At 73.8% G+C, this 17,090-nt stretch carries 19 protein-coding genes; 9 read left to right on the top strand and 10 right to left on the bottom strand.

The genetic code is table 11. The features are described from left to right. Positions 1-40: 40 nt before the first annotated feature. The 3 genes from ACF1BN_RS12645 (at position 41) to ACF1BN_RS12655 (ending at position 2,342) form a co-directional block, all read left to right on the top strand. Positions 41-826, top strand: a complete 786-nt coding sequence (locus ACF1BN_RS12645) for a polysaccharide deacetylase family protein (protein WP_392331585.1) — start codon at positions 41-43, stop codon at positions 824-826. Positions 827-1,257: 431 nt separating this feature from the next. Then, the gene (locus ACF1BN_RS12650; RefSeq protein WP_392331586.1) at positions 1,258-1,974 is read left to right on the top strand and encodes a hypothetical protein; all 717 of its coding nucleotides are present in this window, start codon (positions 1,258-1,260) and stop codon (positions 1,972-1,974) included. Next, positions 1,971-2,342 (top strand): peptidase inhibitor family I36 protein, encoded by a 372-nt coding sequence (locus ACF1BN_RS12655; protein ID WP_392331587.1) that lies wholly within the window; start codon positions 1,971-1,973, stop codon positions 2,340-2,342. Before ACF1BN_RS12650 ends, ACF1BN_RS12655 begins: the two co-directional genes overlap by 4 nt. A 46-nt stretch (positions 2,343-2,388) precedes the next feature. Here the strand turns inward: ACF1BN_RS12655 and ACF1BN_RS12660 are convergent, their stop codons facing one another. From ACF1BN_RS12660 to ACF1BN_RS12675, 4 genes are all read right to left on the bottom strand, one after another. Beyond that, on the bottom strand, positions 2,389-3,153 hold the full coding sequence (locus ACF1BN_RS12660; RefSeq protein ID WP_392331588.1) for a rod shape-determining protein MreC: 765 nt from the start codon (positions 3,151-3,153) through the stop codon (positions 2,389-2,391). Positions 3,154-3,274: 121 nt separating this feature from the next. Then, a complete protein-coding gene (locus ACF1BN_RS12665) occupies positions 3,275-4,462 on the bottom strand; it encodes a globin domain-containing protein (RefSeq protein WP_392331589.1) in 1,188 nt (395 codons plus the stop codon). A 92-nt stretch (positions 4,463-4,554) separates the two neighbouring features. Next, positions 4,555-4,998 (bottom strand): RrF2 family transcriptional regulator, encoded by a 444-nt coding sequence (locus tag ACF1BN_RS12670; RefSeq protein WP_392331590.1) that lies wholly within the window; start codon positions 4,996-4,998, stop codon positions 4,555-4,557. A gap of 80 nt (positions 4,999-5,078) precedes the next feature. Continuing rightward, positions 5,079-5,486 carry an SHOCT domain-containing protein gene (locus ACF1BN_RS12675; protein ID WP_392331591.1) on the bottom strand — a complete coding sequence of 136 codons (408 nt, stop codon included), beginning with the start codon at positions 5,484-5,486 and terminating at the stop codon, positions 5,079-5,081. 187 nt (positions 5,487-5,673) lie between these two features. Between ACF1BN_RS12675 and ACF1BN_RS12680 the strand changes: the two genes are divergently transcribed. Together ACF1BN_RS12680 and ACF1BN_RS12685 are read left to right on the top strand one after the other, a co-directional pair. Next, a complete protein-coding gene (locus tag ACF1BN_RS12680) occupies positions 5,674-6,111 on the top strand; it encodes a DUF6325 family protein (protein ID WP_392331592.1) in 438 nt (145 codons plus the stop codon). A 5-nt stretch (positions 6,112-6,116) separates the two neighbouring features. Continuing rightward, a complete protein-coding gene (locus ACF1BN_RS12685; protein WP_392331593.1) occupies positions 6,117-6,497 on the top strand; it encodes an SHOCT domain-containing protein in 381 nt (126 codons plus the stop codon). Positions 6,498-6,594: 97 nt separating this feature from the next. On the opposite strand, the gene ACF1BN_RS12690 is transcribed toward ACF1BN_RS12685, so the two are convergent. Beyond that, on the bottom strand, positions 6,595-7,053 hold the full coding sequence (locus ACF1BN_RS12690) for a peroxiredoxin (RefSeq protein WP_392331594.1): 459 nt from the start codon (positions 7,051-7,053) through the stop codon (positions 6,595-6,597). An 88-nt stretch (positions 7,054-7,141) separates the two neighbouring features. Continuing rightward, the gene (locus ACF1BN_RS12695) at positions 7,142-7,741 is read right to left on the bottom strand and encodes a PadR family transcriptional regulator (protein WP_392331595.1); all 600 of its coding nucleotides are present in this window, start codon (positions 7,739-7,741) and stop codon (positions 7,142-7,144) included. Positions 7,742-7,932: 191 nt separating this feature from the next. Between ACF1BN_RS12695 and ACF1BN_RS12700 the strand changes: the two genes are divergently transcribed. Further along, entirely contained in the window at positions 7,933-8,418 is a 486-nt protein-coding gene (locus tag ACF1BN_RS12700) for an SRPBCC family protein (RefSeq protein ID WP_392331596.1), read from the top strand. Between the two features lie 362 nt (positions 8,419-8,780). Here ACF1BN_RS12700 and ACF1BN_RS12705 read toward each other — a convergent pair whose 3' ends face one another. Continuing rightward, positions 8,781-10,196 (bottom strand): threonine/serine exporter ThrE family protein, encoded by a 1,416-nt coding sequence (locus tag ACF1BN_RS12705; RefSeq protein WP_392331597.1) that lies wholly within the window; start codon positions 10,194-10,196, stop codon positions 8,781-8,783. A 118-nt stretch (positions 10,197-10,314) separates the two neighbouring features. Between ACF1BN_RS12705 and ACF1BN_RS12710 the strand changes: the two genes are divergently transcribed. Continuing rightward, positions 10,315-10,890, top strand: coding sequence for a tetratricopeptide repeat protein (locus tag ACF1BN_RS12710; RefSeq protein WP_392331598.1), 576 nt, complete (start codon positions 10,315-10,317; stop codon positions 10,888-10,890). A 114-nt stretch (positions 10,891-11,004) separates the two neighbouring features. Here ACF1BN_RS12710 and ACF1BN_RS12715 read toward each other — a convergent pair whose 3' ends face one another. From ACF1BN_RS12715 to ACF1BN_RS12725, 3 genes are all read right to left on the bottom strand, one after another. Further along, positions 11,005-11,325, bottom strand: a complete 321-nt coding sequence (locus ACF1BN_RS12715) for a cupin (RefSeq protein ID WP_392331599.1) — start codon at positions 11,323-11,325, stop codon at positions 11,005-11,007. A 48-nt stretch (positions 11,326-11,373) separates the two neighbouring features. After that, on the bottom strand, positions 11,374-12,669 hold the full coding sequence (locus ACF1BN_RS12720; RefSeq protein WP_392331600.1) for a M20 family metallopeptidase: 1,296 nt from the start codon (positions 12,667-12,669) through the stop codon (positions 11,374-11,376). Positions 12,670-12,855: 186 nt separating this feature from the next. Beyond that, the gene (locus ACF1BN_RS12725) at positions 12,856-13,437 is read right to left on the bottom strand and encodes a TMEM165/GDT1 family protein (protein WP_392331601.1); all 582 of its coding nucleotides are present in this window, start codon (positions 13,435-13,437) and stop codon (positions 12,856-12,858) included. A gap of 447 nt (positions 13,438-13,884) precedes the next feature. Between ACF1BN_RS12725 and ACF1BN_RS12730 the strand changes: the two genes are divergently transcribed. Both ACF1BN_RS12730 and ACF1BN_RS12735 read left to right on the top strand, forming a co-directional pair. Further along, a complete protein-coding gene (locus ACF1BN_RS12730; protein ID WP_392331602.1) occupies positions 13,885-15,021 on the top strand; it encodes a PP2C family protein-serine/threonine phosphatase in 1,137 nt (378 codons plus the stop codon). A 182-nt stretch (positions 15,022-15,203) separates the two neighbouring features. Next, the gene (locus ACF1BN_RS12735) at positions 15,204-17,084 is read left to right on the top strand and encodes a CocE/NonD family hydrolase C-terminal non-catalytic domain-containing protein (RefSeq protein WP_392331603.1); all 1,881 of its coding nucleotides are present in this window, start codon (positions 15,204-15,206) and stop codon (positions 17,082-17,084) included. Positions 17,085-17,090 lie beyond the last annotated feature (6 nt).

The following is a 17,090-nucleotide window of genomic DNA, read 5'->3' on the forward strand; positions in this document are numbered from 1 at the left end:
GGCCACGACACACACGAAACCGGGGAAAGCGGGTACCACCATGTTCCGATCCAGGCCGGGCCGTCGCGGCGGGAGGACCGCCGCCCTGCTGGCCGCCGCCACGCTCATGCTCACGCTGGGCGGCTGCGCCATGGACACCGTGACGCCGCAGGAGGCGCGGGCCGAGTCCGGGGACGACGGCAAGGCGGGCGCCGGGACCCGTCGGGTCGACTGCGCCGAGGTGAAGTGCATCGCGCTCACCTTCGACGCCGGGCCCGGCAAGGACACCCCCCGCCTGCTCGACATCCTCAAGGAGGAAAAGGTCCCGGCCACCTTCTTCCTCCTCGGGCGCAAGCACGTCGACCGCTACCCGAAGGTCGTCCGGCGCATCGCGGACGAGGGTCACGAGGTCGCGAACCACACCTGGACGCACCAGATCCTCACCGACCTCGACGAGGCCGAGGTCCGCGAGGAGCTGTCCCGCACCCAGGAGGCCATCGAGAAGATCACCGGCCGCAAGCCCGTCCTCATGCGCCCGCCCCAGGGCCGCACCGACTCCACCGTCGGCGACGTCAGCCGCGAACTGGGCCTCGCCCAGATCCTCTGGAGCATCACCGCCAAGGACTACTCCACCACCGACTCGGGCCTGATACGCGAGCGCGTCCTCACCCAGGCCCACCGCGACGGCATCATCCTGCTCCACGACATCTACGACGGCACCGTCCCCGCCGTCCCCGAGATCATCGACGAACTCCGGAACCGCGGCTACACCTTCGTGACCGTCCCCGAGCTCCTCGCCCCTGGTACCGCCCGCGCCGGAGCCGTCTACCGGCCCGAGAAGGACTGACGACCGCCACCGTGCCCGACCTGCGGCAGGTGAGCCGACTCACACCGTTCACCCCGGAGCGCCCGGAACATTCGGAAAACGCCCACCGTTCTACTTGATGTGACGGCGAGGGGGCCCGGTCCCCAGGTTCCCCCCCCGGAGTGGACCGCCCTTCGCCCGTCATGGTGATCGGCCCCGGCTGGAATCCCCCGTCCAGCCGGGGCCTCCCCATGTCCGGGGGGCATTTCTGGGCAAGCCCGGGACGGCCTCCGAAGCGGTCTCCGGGACAGCGCGCGCACGGCGCTCCAGAGGCGCGCGCGACGGCGCGTTCGACCCCTTCGAGTGACCTCACGCATGGCCGCCGTCGTCACGGGCAGTGATCGTTCAGGCCGGCCGACGATCATCCTCCGGCCCGCCGACCAGGCACCGCGCCACGGCGCGAAGGGGGACCCATGCCGCTCGTCATCGCACCGATCGCCCGCCGCGCCGCACCGGCCGCCGCCGCGCTGGCCCTGCTCACCGGCTGCACCTCCGTCGGCCCCGACCTGCCACATCGGCCCGCCGTACCGGTCGCGCGCGCGGAGCAGGACGCGCTCCTCAAGGCGGCGGAGCGGCGCTTCGCCGGCGACTGTCTCGCCGAGCGCGGCATCCGGGCGGCGGCCGAGCCCCGAGCGCCCGCCGAGGACCGGGTCCTCCAGGTCGCCCTCTTCGGCACCGGCCCACGCGAACTCTCCGTGACGCTCGCCACCGGAGCCACCATCACCGCGCACAGCGACGGCTGTCTCGCCGCGGCCCGCGACCGCCTCTACGGCGACCAGCGCCGCTGGTTCCGGGCCCAGGTCGTCGTCGACAACCTCCGTGCCGAGGCCCAGGCCCGCTACCGGGACGACCCCGCCCATCGGGCAGCCCTCGGCCGCTGGACCGTGTGCGTCGCACCGCCCGGCCGCCCCCGGCCGGCCCGGCCCGACCCCGTGGACGCCGCCCGCTGCGCGCGGGAGACCGGCCTCGACGAGACCCGCGCCCGCCTGGAGCGCGCCGAGCTGACCGAGGTGCGCACCCTGCACCGCGACGAGCTCACCACCTACCGGCAGTTGCGCGACCGCGCGCTGCTGCGGGCGGTCCAGCTGCCCGCGCCCACCCCTCCACGGAAAGGCAACGCCTCCTCGTGAAGCGCATCCTGGCCACCACGGCCGCCGCCCTGCTCGCCCTCACCACCGGCCTCGCCGTCGCCGGCCCCGCCACCGCCGCCGAATGTCCCTCCGGTCACTTCTGCGTCTGGCAGGAAGCCAACTTCGGCGGGCAGCGGGCCAACTGGAGCGGTGACGACGGCTGGTGGGAGAGCTGGATCTCCGACACCGACTCCTCCTGGGCCAACCACGGCATCTCCGGCCCCGGCATCAAGGACCACGTCCGCGTCTACGAGAGCGCCTGGCAGGGCGGCAGCATGACCATCTGCCTCGCACCGGGACAGGAGGTGGGGTACAACGGCGCGGCCAACGACCGCGGCGATTCCCACATCTGGGCGACCGGCTGCTGACACCGGCCCCGGTGCCCCGGCACGCCCCGGTCACGGCACGCCCCGGTCACGGGGTGTGCCGGGCCCCCGGGTGCCTCAGGGCCGAGGCCAGCATCAGTCCGGCGCCCCGCACCACGCTCGTCGCCGGATCGTTGGCCAGCCGCACCCTGCCGCGCAGCACCTGCGCCAGACGCGCGGTCACGTCGAGCCGGAGCGCGCCGCCGCCGGTCACCAGCACCCCGCGTCGCAGCGCGCCGCGGACGGCGCCGGTGCCGTCCTCGCGCCACATGTCGCTCACCATGTCGGCGGCCGTGCCGGCCACCGCGTCCGGCACGCCGCCGTGCGCGGGCAGGTCGTCCACGCCGAGCTCCGCGAGCCGAGCGTCCTGCACCTGTCCGTCCACGACGAGCGTGACCTCGGTCAGCCGGGCGCCGAGGTCCACGACGAGCAGCGGACCGCCGCCGGACGGTGCCGCGTAGGCGGCCGCGGCGCGGGCGCTGTCGACGGCGATCACCCGGACGGGGCCGAGCCCGTCGACCACCCGGCGGACCGCCTCGCGCTCGGCGGGGGCGGCGAGCACCGGATGGGTCAGCATCACGACGGTGTCGTGGCTCGGGCCGCCCGGGGCGGAGGCGGCCAGTCGCTTGAGGAGCAGCAGCCGGGAGGAGTCGTCCGCCGCGCCGTCGCGCCGGACCCCCGCGCTCGGCACGTCGGCGAAGACGCCCGCCCCCGGGGCCCAGGCCCGCGTCCGTGAGCTGCCGATGTCGAGGGCGATGCCCCGTACCGGCCGCCGCGCGTCCAGGGGGTGGCCCACCGCTCCGTACGATCCCATCGCTTCCGTCCATTCCCTGTCGGCCCACTGATTGCGAGGCCGATCCGCGCCCACACTATGCAGGATCCGCAGCGGGAACGCCATGGTGCTTCAGGATCGAAGGCTCATGGCCGGGCCCGGGTCAGGCCGAGGCGCCGAGCCAGAGGTCCGGGCCGAAGACCTCGTAGTGGACGTCGGCCGGGGCGACGCCGGAAGCGACGAGGTCCCCGCGGACCGCCCGCAGGAAGGGGAGCGGACCGCAGAGGTAGGCGCTCGTGCCCGCCGGGAGCTCCAGCGCGGTCACGTCGGCGCGGCCCGCGCGGGCGCCGGACGCGCCCGGCTCCTCGTACCAGAGGTGCAGGCTGCCCGCCGGGAGCCGGCCGACGAGCGCGCGCAGCTCCCCGGCGTGGGCGTGCGCGTCGGGGGAGCGGTCGGCGTGCACGACCACGACCGGACGTACGGCTCCGGTTGCGGCCAGGTGGTCGAGCATGGCGAGCATCGGGGTGCTGCCGATGCCGGCGGAGGCGAGCAGCAGCGGTCCGTCGCCCTCGGGCAGCACCAGATCGCCGAAGGGCGCGGAGACCTCCAGGAGGTCACCGGCGGCGGCGTGGGCGTGCAGCTGGTTCGAGACCTCGCCCGCCGGGTCGCCGTCGACCCGCTTCACCGTGATCCGCCACGCGGGGCGGCCGGGCGCGGAGGAGAGGCTGTACTGGCGGATCTGGTGGGCGCCGTCCGGGAGCGCGACGCGCACGCTCACGTACTGGCCGGGCAGGAAGGGCGGCAGGGGCGAGCCGTCCGGGTCCGTGAGCGTGAGGGAGACGGTGTCGGCGGTCTCCTCGCGCCGCTCGGAGATCCGTACCGGGCGCCAGACCAGCCCGTCCTCGACGCCCGCGTCCTGGTAGAGGCGGCTCTCCAGGGCGACGAGCGCGTTCGCCATCAGCCAGTAGACCTCGTCCCACGCCTGGGCGACCTCGGGAGTGACGGCCTCGCCGAGCACCTCGACGATCGCGGCGAAGAGGTGCTCGTGCACGATCTTGTACTGGTCCGCGGTGACACCGAGCGAGGCGTGCTTGTGCGCGATGCGGGAGAGCAGGGCGTCGGGCCGGGTGTCGGGGTGCTCCAGGAGGGCGACGGCGAACGCGGCTATGGAGCCGGCGAGCGCCCTGCGCTGCTCGCCGTTGGCCTGGTTGCCGCGGTTGAAGAGGTCGCGCAGCAGCTCGGGGTGGGCGGCGAAGAGGCGCCCGTAGAAGCGCTCGGTGATCTCGTCGAGTGCTCCGCCGACGGCGGGCAGCGTGGCACGGACGACGGGAACGGCCTGCTCGGACAGCATCGGAACTCTCAATCTGGTAGATGATCTACGCATTTAAAGCGACGGCGGTACCCCGGAGCGACGCCTGAGGCGTCACCCCGGGGGTCGGGGGGTCACGAAGGGGGCCGGGCGGTGAGGGAGAGCAGCACGGGTCCGGTCGGCGACCGTACGAGATCGGCCACCGTCAGCGGGTCGAGCGTGCGGTAGAAGGCGTCCTGCGCCTCCCGCAGCGCGCCCCGCAGCCGGCAGGCCGCCCGCAGCGGGCACGGCGGGTCGGCCTCGCAGCCGACGACCTCCTCCTCGCCCTCCAGCGTCCTGGTCAGCCAGCCCACCGAGGAGCGGCGGCCGAAGTCGGTGAGCGCGAGCCCGCCCCCTCGCCCGCGCCGGGCCTCGACCACGCCGAGGTGCTGGAGCCGCGTGACCACCTTCGCCATGTGGGCGTGCGGCACGGCCATCTCCTCCGCCACCGCGCGCGTGGTGACGGGCTCCTCGTCGGCGGCGACGGCCAGGCGCATCACGGCGCGCAGAGCCAGGTCGGTGAACTTGGTCAACCTCACGCACTGACCGTATCAAAGAGGTATCCCGGACTCGCATTAAGGGTGCGGGTCCGGGATACGGGTGGTGGGGGAGCGGCGGCTCAGGCGAGGATCTTGGTCTTCGCCTGCTGGTACTCCTCCTCGGAGATCGCGCCCTTCGCCTTCAGGTCCGCGAGCCGCGCCAGTTCGTCCGTCGTGCTCGGGGTGCCGTTCGCCGCGGCCTGCGTGCCGGCCGTCTGCCGGATGTACTCCTGGAAGCGGGACTCCGCGTCCTTCGCCTGCTTGGCGTCGCGCAGCCCCATGCCCTTGCCGCGGGCGATGACGTACACGAGGACGCCCAGGTAGGGCAGGAGGATGCAGAAGATCAGCCAGCCCGCCTTGCCCCAGCCGTGCAGGTCGTGGTCCCGGAAGATGTCCGTGATGACCTTGAAGAGCAGGAAGAGCCACATGATCCAGAGGAAGAACCACAGCATCGTCCAGAAGACGTTCAGGAGGGGGTAGTCGTCCATTCCTGCGCACTCCGTTCCCTCGCGGCCGGGAGGGCCGCGCGTTGGAGCGAGTCTCACCCGTCCGGCCCGCCCCCGCATGTCGTGGCGGTCCGTCCGGGCTCCGGGTGCGACCCTCCCGGCGCCGTGTTCGGATGGGAACTCCCGTGCGCGGACGGCGGTCCGCGGGGACGACGAGGAGCGGAGTGCCATGGGACCGGTGGAATGTGTCGTGCTCGCCTTTCCGGGGGAGCGGCTGAAGGTGGCGGCCGTCGCCGCGATCGCCGAGCTCCGCAAGGAGGGCCAGGTCCGGCTGATCGACTCGCTCGTGGTGGTCAGGGCCCCGAGCGGGGAGGTCTCCACCTCCGAGCTGATCGAGTACGACGAGTACGACGAGGCCACGGCCGAGATCGGACCGGAGGCGAACCTCCTCGGCCCCGAGGACGCGGCCGAGGTCGCCCAGTCGCTGGAGCCCGGCTCCTGCGCGCTGATGCTGCTGGTCGAGCACATCTGGGCCGCGCGGGCGGCCGAGGCGATCCAGGAGGCGGGCGGCCGTGTGGCGGCCCGGGTCCGGATCCCCGACGCCCATGTGGAAGAGGCGCGTGCCGCCTACGAGGAGGCGGTCACCGCGGCCGCCGGAAGGAGCTGACCGGCATGTTCATGCGACGACGCCCGCTCGCCCGCCCGGTGATCCGGCCCGCGGGAGCGCCGCTGCTGCGCGGCGCGCTCGTCGGCGGAGCCGCGTACGCCGCCGGCCGCAGTGCGGCCCGTGCCTCCCGCCGAGAGCAGGACCAGGAGCAGGCCATCGCCGACCTCCAGTCACAGCAGACGCAGCAGGCTCGACCGACCCAGCAGGCGCAGCCGTTCCAGTCCCCGCCGCCCCCCGCCGCGCCGCCCCCGCCGGCCCCTCAGGCAGGCGCCCAGGACGCCGGAGGCCTCACGGAGCAGTTGACCCGGCTCGCCGCCCTCGTCGAGCGGGGACTGCTCACCCCCGAGGAGTTCGCCGCGGCGAAGGCCAAGCTGCTCGGAGTCTGACCGGAGCCCGGCATTCGGGGCGCGAGGACCAAGGCGGGAGAGTCACGGCGCAGGGCTCGACGCAGCCGGCATCGAGGCGCGGCGGACTTCTCCGGGTTCAGGACGCGCGCAGCGCCGCGAGTGCGGCGAGCGCGCGGTCCGCGTGGGCGCTCATCCGCAGTTCGCTGCGGACCACCTCGACAACCCGCCGGTCCTGCCCGACCACGAAGGTGACCCGCTTCGTCGGGGCCAGCGAGAAGCCGCGCCGCACTCCGAAGCGCTCACGCACGGCGCCCTCGGGGTCGGAGAGCAGCGGATAGCCGAGCGAGTGCCGCTCGGTGAACTCCCGCTGCTTCTCGACGACGTCCCCGCTGACACCCACGGGCAGCGCGCCCGCCGCGCGGAACTCGGCGGCGAGGTCGCGGAAGTGGCACGCCTCTGCGGTGCAGCCGGGCGTCATCGCCGCCGGGTAGAAGAAGAGCACGACCGGCCCTTCCTCCAGCAGTCCGGAGAGGGAGCGCGGGGTGCCGGTCTCATCCGGAAGGGTGAAGTCCTCGACGAGGTCACCGACGTTCATGGGGTCCGCCCCTTCGTCGGGCGCGCCGGCCTCCCGGCGTCCGCCCAGCCCGTACCCCCCGGCCTGCCCGGCGGGCTACCCGAGAGTTCTACCTCAGGGTAGGAGCCGGCGTCACCCCGCCGCCGCCCCCGCCGGCGGCGATCCGCGCGTCGAGGACCGCGAGCACCCGCTCGCTCCAGCGGAGGTTCTCCTCCTCGAGCAACCGGCCGCGCATCAGCGTCAGATACGGTCCGACGCGCTCCGACTCGCGCAGATACGTCTCCTCGTCCCGCCCGCCGAGCAGCCATTCCCGCAGGCGCTCGTACCGCGCCAGCTTCTCCCGCGAGACGTCCATCCGCCCCGCCACGAAGCCCCGCACGGCCTCCGTGTCGCCGCCGTCGCACGCCTGCACCTGCACCATCAGCTCGTCCCGTACCGCCAGTGGACGCGGCGCCTCGGAGGTGAACGCGTCGAGGTCCCGGTGCCCCTCCGGGGTGAGGCTGAACATCCGCTTGTTCGGGCGCCGTTCCTGCTCGACGACCCGGGCGGTGATGAGCCCGGCCTCGGAGAGCCGGTCGAGCTCGCGGTAGAGCTGTTGGGGGGTGGCGGCCCAGAAATTGGCGACGGACACGTCGAAGATCTTGGCGAGGTCGTATCCGGATGCCTCGCCCTCCAGAAGAGCTGCGAGGACGGCGTGCTTGAGGGACATCCGGACACGCTAGCAGTCCGTTGAATAGTTTCCTCCGCACCTATTCAACGACCGCAGGACCCACGGTCCAGACCCTCCGGGCCTCGGTCCGCACCCGCTTGCCTGGCACCCGACCCGGTGGCTGCCTACGCTGGATCACCAGGACACCGCGGGGGAGACGACCGGGGGAAGCCGGAGGAGCGAGCAGCGCCATGGACACCGACGCCTATGTCTACATCAGCTACATCAGGACCACCCCGGACGACCTCTGGAAGGCGCTGACGGAGCCGGAACTGACCCGACGCTACTGGGGCGTGGCCTTCGAGGCGGAGTGGACCCCCGGCGCTGCGATGGTCTGGGACGAGGGCGGCCGCAGCACCGCCGACCCCGAGCAGGTCGTCGTCGAGGCCGTCCCGGGCCGCCTCCTCTCCTACACCTGGCACACCTTCACCCCCGAATGGGCGAAGGCCGTCGGCCTGGACGACGAGGTGTACGGACGCCTCTCCCGCGAGCGCCGCTCCACCGTCACCTTCACCGTCGAACCCTCGGGGGACATGGTCCGACTGACCGTCACCCACGGCGGCCTGGAGCCGGACGGCATCATGCGCGGGCTCATCGGGGAGGGCTGGCCCGCGATCGTCTCCAGCCTGAAGTCGCTCCTGGAGACCGGCGAGGAACTTCCGGACCCGCCCCGCTGACCCGTTCGAGCCCTCTCCCGGAACTCTCGCCCGTGACGTCCGCAGCGTCGACCGTCACCGACGCGCGGGGCGTCGGGTCCCCGGCCGAGCCGACCCCTCCGACACCCGCCGGGCTGCCCGCCGGAGGCGCGTACACCGCTCGTCCCGTCCTGGAGGAGCCGGCGGGCCAAGGCCTCGCCGCCGGGTCCCCCGCCTCGCGCTCCGAACACTCCCGCAGGGGGCTAGCGGTCTCCTCCTGACCCGGCGACGGCGGGGGAGCCCGTACGTACGGAGGGGGCAGCCCGTGACCGCGGAGCTCAGCCACCTCGTCCCGCCCTCCGGTCCCGCCCCGCCGTGTCGTGGAGCCGCCCGCTGAGGGCGGCTCAGCCCCCGGTGCCCGCGGGCGGTGCCCCGCTGCCGTCCGCGGCCTCGGGCCGGCGGACCTCCGGTCCGGGGGCGGGGGTGCTCGGCGCGGGTTCGCCGAGCAGCAGCCGGGGCCGTCGCTGGAGGCCCGCTCCGACGAGCACGCCGAGGGCGATCGCGGCCACCGTGATCACCGTGCCGACGAGGCTGTTCAGACCGCCGTCGGTGTCCTTCTCCACGATGATCTCCGAGACGCTCGTGAGCCCGATCGCGCCCGGGACCAGAAGCCAGAAGCAGGGCAGGAAGACCACCTGGTCGGGGGTGCGGGAGCGCTTCTCGATCCAGGTCGCCATCGGCGGCAGGACCGCCCCGGCGGCGAAGGCGCCGAAGGTCGCCCCGGCCACCTCGGACGCGGTCGACTGCACCAGCCGTTCGACGAGGAGCGCGCCGAGCAGCCAGCCCGTCACCCGCGGCGGCGCGGAGAAGTACAGCAGGAAGCCGAAGCCGAGCAGCAGCACTCCCACCCACGGCGCCCACGCGCCCAGCGGTTCCGCGGACCTGCCGCCCGAGGGGTACGGGCGCAGCAGTTCGGAGCCGACCAGGATGCCGAGCGAGAGCAGCAGCAGGACGCTCACCGCGCCGGCCAGCCGGGAGAGCCCCGACAGCGCGGCCCCGGTGGCGAGTTCGATCGCACCGAGGGTGAGCGCGGCGCCGGGGAGGAAGGCGATGAGCGGCGGGATGTAGAGCACGGCCGGGTTCTCGTGCAGCAGGGGACCGGCCCAGCGCAGCGCGGCGGCGGTGACCAGGATGGCGGTGACCACCGGCAGGGCGGTACGGGCCGAGGGCAGCCGGTCGCCGAACAGGCGCAGCAGGCCGACGCCGGCGCCGAGCGCCGCGTACCCCGCGATCGCGGGCAGGGTCGCGTGCCGCATGGTGCCGAGCCCGACCGTCAGCAGTACGTAGCCGAAGACGGTGGCCGACGGGCTGAACCGTTCCGGCCGCTCTCGGTTCTTCCCCAGCGCCCGCCGCACCTCGTCGAACGGCACCTCCTCTGCCGACATCCGGGTGACCAGCGCCTGGAGGGCCTCCACCTGGTCGAGCCGGAGGTCGGGTCCCTCGACTGGGGCGAAGTCGAGCTCGCCGCCACGGCCGTCGGGGCCGCCGCCGACCCGCACGAACAGCCCGGTCGGCACCACGAAGCAGCGCGCCCGGGTGCCGTAGCGGGCGGCGACGTCGTGCAGCGTCCTTTCGACCTCGGAGCTGCGCTCGGCGGCCCGCAGCAGGTCGGAGCCGAGCTCGCAGAGGAGTGCGGCGAGGTCCCTGAGCCGTTCCCGTCCGGCCGTCCCGTCCTCCGGGAGCGTGACCGTGCCGGTCCGCCGCCGGGGCCGCAGTGCTGCCGCGCGCCGCGCGAGACCACGCATATCGAATCGGGACAAAGGGCGCATTCGTGAACGTTAACAGGGGGGGCATGGAGGTGGGCCGGTGCCCAGGACGGAGCGTCAGACCCCGCCCCCGGCCCCGTCGGTACGCGGATGCCGCTGCCATCATGACCCGATGGACGACACCGCCCCCGAGACGGCCCCCGACCGCGACCCGGACTCGGCCCCCGCTCCCCCTCCCGCCTCCGTCCCCACTCCCGGTGAGCGCGACCGGCTGCTGGAGGAGGCGGTCGCGCTCCGCGCCGGAGGCCGCCGGGAGGAGGGGCGCGCCCGGCTGGTCTCCCTGGCCGCGCGCCTCCCCGGCGACGCGGAGGTCGCCTACCAGACCGCCTGGGCGCACGACGTCCTCGGCCTGGAGGCCGACGCCGTGCCGTACTACGAGACCGCGCTCGCCGGCCCCGGCCTCACGGCCGACGACCGGCGCGGCGCCCTCCTGGGTCTCGGCAGCACCTACCGGACCCTCGGCCGTCACGAGGACGCCGTCGGACTGCTGGAACCGGCGGCGGCGGAGTTCCCCGAGGACGGCGCCCTGCGCGCCTTCCTTGCGATGGCCCTGTACAACACCGGCCGCCACCACGACTCCGTGCGCCTGCTCCTGACCCTCCTCGCCGCCACGAGCGAGGACCCGTCCGTACGGAAGTACCGCCCGGCCATCGAGCACTACGCGCGGGACCTCGACGCGATCGGATGACGGGGCGCGCGCTGTCGGGCAGATCGGCCGTCGCACCGCTGGGCGTCGGGCGGCTCGCCGGTCGCACCGCTGGGGGTCAGGCGCTCGGCCGTCGCACCGCCGCCCCGAGGCGGCTCAGTCGTTGACCGCCGTCAGCAGCACCACGGAGTCCTCGACGGCGGTCAGTCCGTGGCGTTCCTTCGGGATCTCGCGCAGCGCGCCGGCGGTCAGTTCGTCCGCCCAGCCGTGCGTGGTCAGCCGCACCCGGCCGGTGAGCACCTGGAGGCTCGCCGCCGGAGGCGCGTTGTGTTCGTCCAGGGCCGTACCGGCGGCGAGCGCGATCACGGTCTGCCGCAGCACCCCGTCGTGCAGCACCAGACGGGCGCTGCGGCCGTGCGGTGCGGTGCGGGCGGCGGACAGGTGCTCGTCGGCGAGGGCGGTGAGGTCCAGGTCCATACCTCCAGCCTCGCCGCTGCGTCCGCGCGCGCAACTCGGCCGGGCGGCTCACCCGGCGGGCAGGAGCGCCCCCGCGAGGTGGTCGTACGCGACGTGGGCGTGGAGCCGGACACCGGTGACGAGCGTGTCGTCGTCGGCGTAGAAGCCCGGATGGTGGTTGGTGACGAGGCCGCGTCCGCCCTCCTCCGCGACGGGGAGCCCGTCCGGGCCGAGCACCGCGTCCTGGACGCCGAGCATCACGTACAGCCCGCCGAAGCGCGAGAGGAACTCGGAGACGTCGTCGTAGCCGAGGGTCGCCCCGGTCTCCAGGACCCGGTCCTCTCCCGCCACCCGCCGGAGGGTCGGCAGCCCGGCCGCCACCCACGGCCCGGTGTTGTGCACCGGCGGCACCGGCTGGAGGTACTCCACCTCGGCCGTGGCGCCGTACGCCGCCGCCGAATGTTCGGCCAGCCGCCGGAGCCGTTCGCGCACGTCCGCCATGTCGGACTCCACGGCACAGCGGACGGTGCCCCAGAGCGTCACGGTCTCGCCGATGATGTTGAACCGGCCGACGTCCTCGACGTGCCCGATGGTGACGGTCACCGGATCGAAGGCCGACACCTGCCGGTACAGCTGCCCGATCCCGGTGAGCACCGCCCCGGCCGCGGGCATCGGGTCGACGCCCTGCCACGGTGTGGATCCGTGCACCTGCCGGCCGCCGATCGTGATCCGGACCAGCACGGAGGCGCCGTACTGGTTGCCGGCCCGGTAGCCGACGTACCCCTTCGGGAACGGTGTCACGTGCATGCCGAAGGCCATCGTCGGCACCGGGTCGGCGAAGGCGCCCGCCTCGACCATGGCGAGCGCGCCGCCGGTCTCGGTCACCGGCGGCCCCTCCTCGGCCGGCTGGAAGACGAACAGGACGGTGCCCGGCAGCCGGTCGCGCACCTCGGCGAGGACCGTCGCCGCCCCCATCAGCATCGCCGTGTGGCAGTCGTGCCCGCAGGCGTGCGAGACCGGGAACGGCCCGCCCGGATACTCGGTGTCGACGACCGTGGAGGCGAAGTCCTCCCCGCACAGGTCCTTCACGGGCAGCGCGTCCGTGTCCGCGCGCAGCGCCACCACGCGTCCGCCGCCACCGGGCGCCGTTCCCCTGAGCACGCCGACGACCCCGTGCCCGGCGATGCCCGTACGGACCTCGTCGACGCCCAGGTCGCGCAGATGACCGGCGACGAGCCGGGCGGTGCCCTCCTCCCTGTTGGACAGTTCGGGGTGCCGGTGGAGGTGCCGCCGCCAGGCGATGACCCGCGGGCCGGCCCGCTCGGCCAGCCGGTCGAGTGCGGCGTGTACGGGATCGTGGCTCATGGGCTCCCCTTCGGTGTCGGTCGGGCTCGATGCCCCGGGGCTCGGACGCTGCCCCACGGCGGGCGCCCGAGCGGTCAGGCTCGCCGCCGGAGGGGAGGAAAGGAAGGGCACGCACCGCGTGGACGGCTCCGGGGCCGCACCCGCCGTGTGCGGATGCGGCCCCGGAGCAGGGCGCGGCCGGGCTGGTCAGCCGGTGAAGACCTCGACGAGGGACCAGATCGCGAGGCCCGCCATGCAGACGCCGCCGACGCGCTGGACGGTCTTGAGCGGGACGCGCTTGGCGATGAAGCGGCCGGCGACCAGGGCCAGCGCGGAGACCGAGGTGAGGGCGATGAAGGAGCCGATCGCGGTCGACGCGGTGCCGTTGGTGGCGGCGAGGTTGGCGGTGGTGATCTGGGTCAGGTCGCCCCACTCGCTGATGAAGACGGCCATGAAGGCCGTGGAGAACACCGGCCAGAAGCCGGTGACGGTCCTGCCGCCCGCGTCCTCCTCGTCGTCGCCCCCGCCGCGCAGCAGGATGAAGGCGCCGAAGCCGAACATCAGCGCCGAGACGAGTTTGACGATCCAGCCCGGCAGCATCCCGAGGAGGCTGCCGGCGCCGACGGCGATGCCGACGTGCACCGCGAAGGCGGCGGAGGTCCCGAACCACACGTACAGGGGACGCATGCGCGTGCCCATGGCGAGCGACGCGAACATCGTCTTGTCGGGAAGCTCGGCGAGGAAGATGAGCCCGAAGGCGGTGACGATCGCCAAGGGGTCGAGGTGCATACCGGCGCTCTCTGCTCGGTCCGGGCCCGGTGGCTCCGCACGGCACCTTCGGAGGGCGACGGGAGGACCACTCGGCCCGGCATGACGAACCACGCCCACGGGGGTGCGGGCGCGGTGATGCCTGGCCGAAGGTCTCGCCCGTCCGCGTCATGCACGGACCCGGTCACCGGGAACCCGGGGGTTCCAGTGTGTCGACGACCGGTTCGCAGGGCTACTCCCCTTCGCTGCCCACCAGTGTAACGGAAGGATCATTCCGGAATGGAAGCTGTCTCTTCCAGGCCTGTATGTGCACGCCTGTGTGGGGAAAGTTCCGACTCGGGGGAGTGTGCGCCGGATGTCTCAGCCTGCACCTCAGGGTGAGCCCTGGGCAGTCCCCGCGCCGGGCCGACGGGACACGCCAGCCGGGCGAGCCCCGGCCGGGCCGCCCGTTCTGCGTACGATCATGAAATGCACGCAGCTGGTCCCCGGCCCCGGCCCCGACCCGCCACCACGTCGCGGGCCCAGTTCAACCTGGGCCGCGCCCTGCCCGTCCTGGTCATGGTCGTGGTCGTCGTGGCGGACCTCGTCACCCCCGACGCCGAGCGGGTCGACCGCCTGCTCTTCACCGTCCCGGCCCTCGCCGCCGCCACCTGGAGCGTGTGGGGGACCATCGGCATGGGCGCCGCCGCCATGGCGCTGCGGGCGGTGCTCGTCCTCAGCCGCGGCGGACCCGTCGAGGACGAACTCCTCGCCAGCGAGGGCCTCATCCTCTCCATCACCGCCGTGGCCGCCTGGATCAGCGCGGTCCGCAGCCGCTACGAGCGTGACCTCGCCGAGGTCACGGCCGTCGCCGACGTCGTCCAGCGCGTGGTGCTCCGCCCGCTGCCGCCCCGCCTCGGCCCCTTCGAACTCCACCTGCTGTACGTGGCCGCCGCGGCCAAGGCCCGCATCGGCGGCGACTTCTACGAGGCCGTGCAGATCCCGGGAGCCGTACGGATCATGCTCGGCGACGTCCAGGGCAAGGGCCTCGGCGCCGTCGAGACCGCCTCCGTCCTCCTCGGCGCCTTCCGCTCGACCGCGTACGACGCGCCCGACCTCGGCGCCCTCGCCGACCGGCTCGACGAGGGACTGGCCCGCTACGCGGCCTGGGACCCCGACTCCGACGCGGCCGAACGCTTCGCCACCGTCGTCCTCGTCGAACTGCCCGACGCCGGACCCACCGCCCGGCTCCTCAACTGCGGCCACCCGGCCCCCCTGCTCCAGCGCGGCGCGACCGTCACCACCGTGGACGTCGCCGAACCCTCCCTGCCCCTCAACCTCGCCGGGCTCGCGGACTCCGTCCACCGCATCGAGGAATTCCCCTTCGGGCCGGGGGACCGGCTCCTGCTCTACACCGACGGCGTGAGCGAGACCCGCGATCGCGCCGGCGTGTTCTACCCGCTGGAGGAACGCGCCCGGCAGTGGGCCGACGCCTCCTCCGAACAGGTCCCCGAGCTGCTCCACCAGGACCTCGCCGCCTACGGCGCCGGCGGCCTGGACGACGACGTCGCCGCCCTGCTCGTCGCCCGCACCGGCGGGGCCGCGACGCCCGGCACCTCCCGCTGACAAGCGCCGGAACGGAACCCTCCGCTCCCAAACGTCGAGTTCGAGGCGGCCTGGGGCGTTCCCGCCCTGTTGCGTGATGCGTGCGCCCTTCGTGCGCTCTGGTCACTCCCTTCCCGATACGTGAGGCTTGCGTGCGTCCGCATGACGGACGGTCACACTCCAGTCGAGAGGAACGGGTGCACGTGCCCCAGTCCAACCCCACCACCGACGGCTCGTCCGAGGAGTTCCCGGGATTCCCCGGACTCAGGACCACCCTCAGTGAGGCCGACGCGGAACGCGTCGCGGCCGACGGCCTCTGGGCCTCCGGCGGCACGGTCCACCCCGAGGCGGTCCGGTTCGGCCAGAGCGTCGTCACCGCCCTCCTCGCCGACGGCCCCCTCCCGGAAGGCACACTGCCCGCCCCGCTCGCCGAGCGCGTCGCCCGGGTGCGCGGCCTCGCCGTGCCCGGCTACCACCGCGTCGAGACCACGGACGGCCACCGCCTCTCCGCCTTCAGCCTGCGGCAGCTCGGACCCGGCCCCCACCCGCTCGTCGTCGTGCCCTCCGGATGGACACCCTTCGGCTGGGGGCTCTTCCCCGGCGCCTACCTCGCCCTCGCCCTCCGCGGCTACCACGTCCTCGCCTACACCCCGCGCGGCCTCGGTATCCCCGGCCTCCCGACCACCTCCGAGGGATACGTCGACGTCGCGGGCCCGAACGACGTGGCCGACGGCTCCACCGTCGTCGACTTCGGCGTCGAGCGCTTCGCCCCCGCCGTCATCGGCTTCCTCGGCGAGTCCTACGGCTCCGGCATCAGCCAGCTCGTCGCCGCCCACGACGAGCGCGTCGCCGCCGTCGTCGCCCTCAGCACCTGGGGCAACCTCGCCACCAGCCTCTACGACCACAGGACCCGCCACCTCGCCGCCGTCAAGGCGCTCATCGGCTTCACCGGCGGCCCCGTGGAGGAGAAGTTCGACGAGGAGAACCGGCGGATCCTCGACGACTTCCTGAACGACCGGAACCTCGACGCCGTCGTCCGCTGGGGCGAGCGCCGCTCACCGCTGACGTACGCCGACCTCACCGACGACCACGGCACCCCCACCTTCTACTCGAACACCTGGCACGAGAGTCTCTTCGCGGTCAACGAGGCCGTCGACACCTTCGACCGGCTCCGCGTCCCCAAGCGCCTCAACCTCTGGATCGGCGACCACGCCGCCCCCGAGGGCGCCGGCCTCCTCGGCACCTCCCCCGGCTCCCCCGACCCGGTCCTCGACGAGGCGTACGCATGGCTCGACCACCATCTCAAGGGCGAACGCAACGGGGTGGAGGAGTGGGACGAGGTCTGCGGCCAGGTGATGTTCACCTACGTCACCGAGCCCGCGCTCGACCCCGTCACGGGACAGCCCACCGGGACGCACCGGATCGTCGAACCCGCCGTCCGCGAGTCCCGCGCCACCTGGCAGGACGTCACCGTCGGCCACGAACGCCTCGGGCTCACCGGCGACGGCGCCGGCGGCGCGGACGGCCGGCTCGTACCGGCGGACGGGGACGCGGGGACCACCGGCTGGCGCCGCACCTTCCTCGCCGGCGTCGACACCGAGGCCACCGCGATGGGCGAACTCCTCCGCACCGGACAGGCCGAGTGGAGGGGCGACCCCAAGGTCTACGACACGCACAAGTTCGACCGGCGGCACGCCCTCGCCTGGGCGACCGAACCCCTCGTCGCCGCCGACGGCGGCCCCGTCGGCCGGCGCGTCCGCGGCGTCCCCCGGCTCCGGCTCACGGTCCGCTCCACCGTCGCCTCGGCCGGCCTCATCGCCCACCTCTTCGACGTGGCCGCGGACGGCACCGCGCGCATCATCACCCACGAGCCGCTGAACGCCTACGACCTGACACCCGACCAGGACACCACCGTCACCTGGTCCCTCCAGGCCGCCGCGTACGACATCCCGGCCGGCCACCGCCTGATGCTCGTCGTCGACAGCAAGGACCCGCTGTACGGGGACGCCTCCGTCACCTGGACGCAGACCGAACTCGGCTCGCCGCCCGAGGCCGCCTCCTACCTGGAGCTGCCCCTCGGCTGAACCTGC

This window comes from Streptomyces sp. NPDC014861, from assembly GCF_043081625.1.
In the GTDB taxonomy this organism is placed as follows: Bacteria; Actinomycetota; Actinomycetes; order Streptomycetales; family Streptomycetaceae; genus Streptomyces.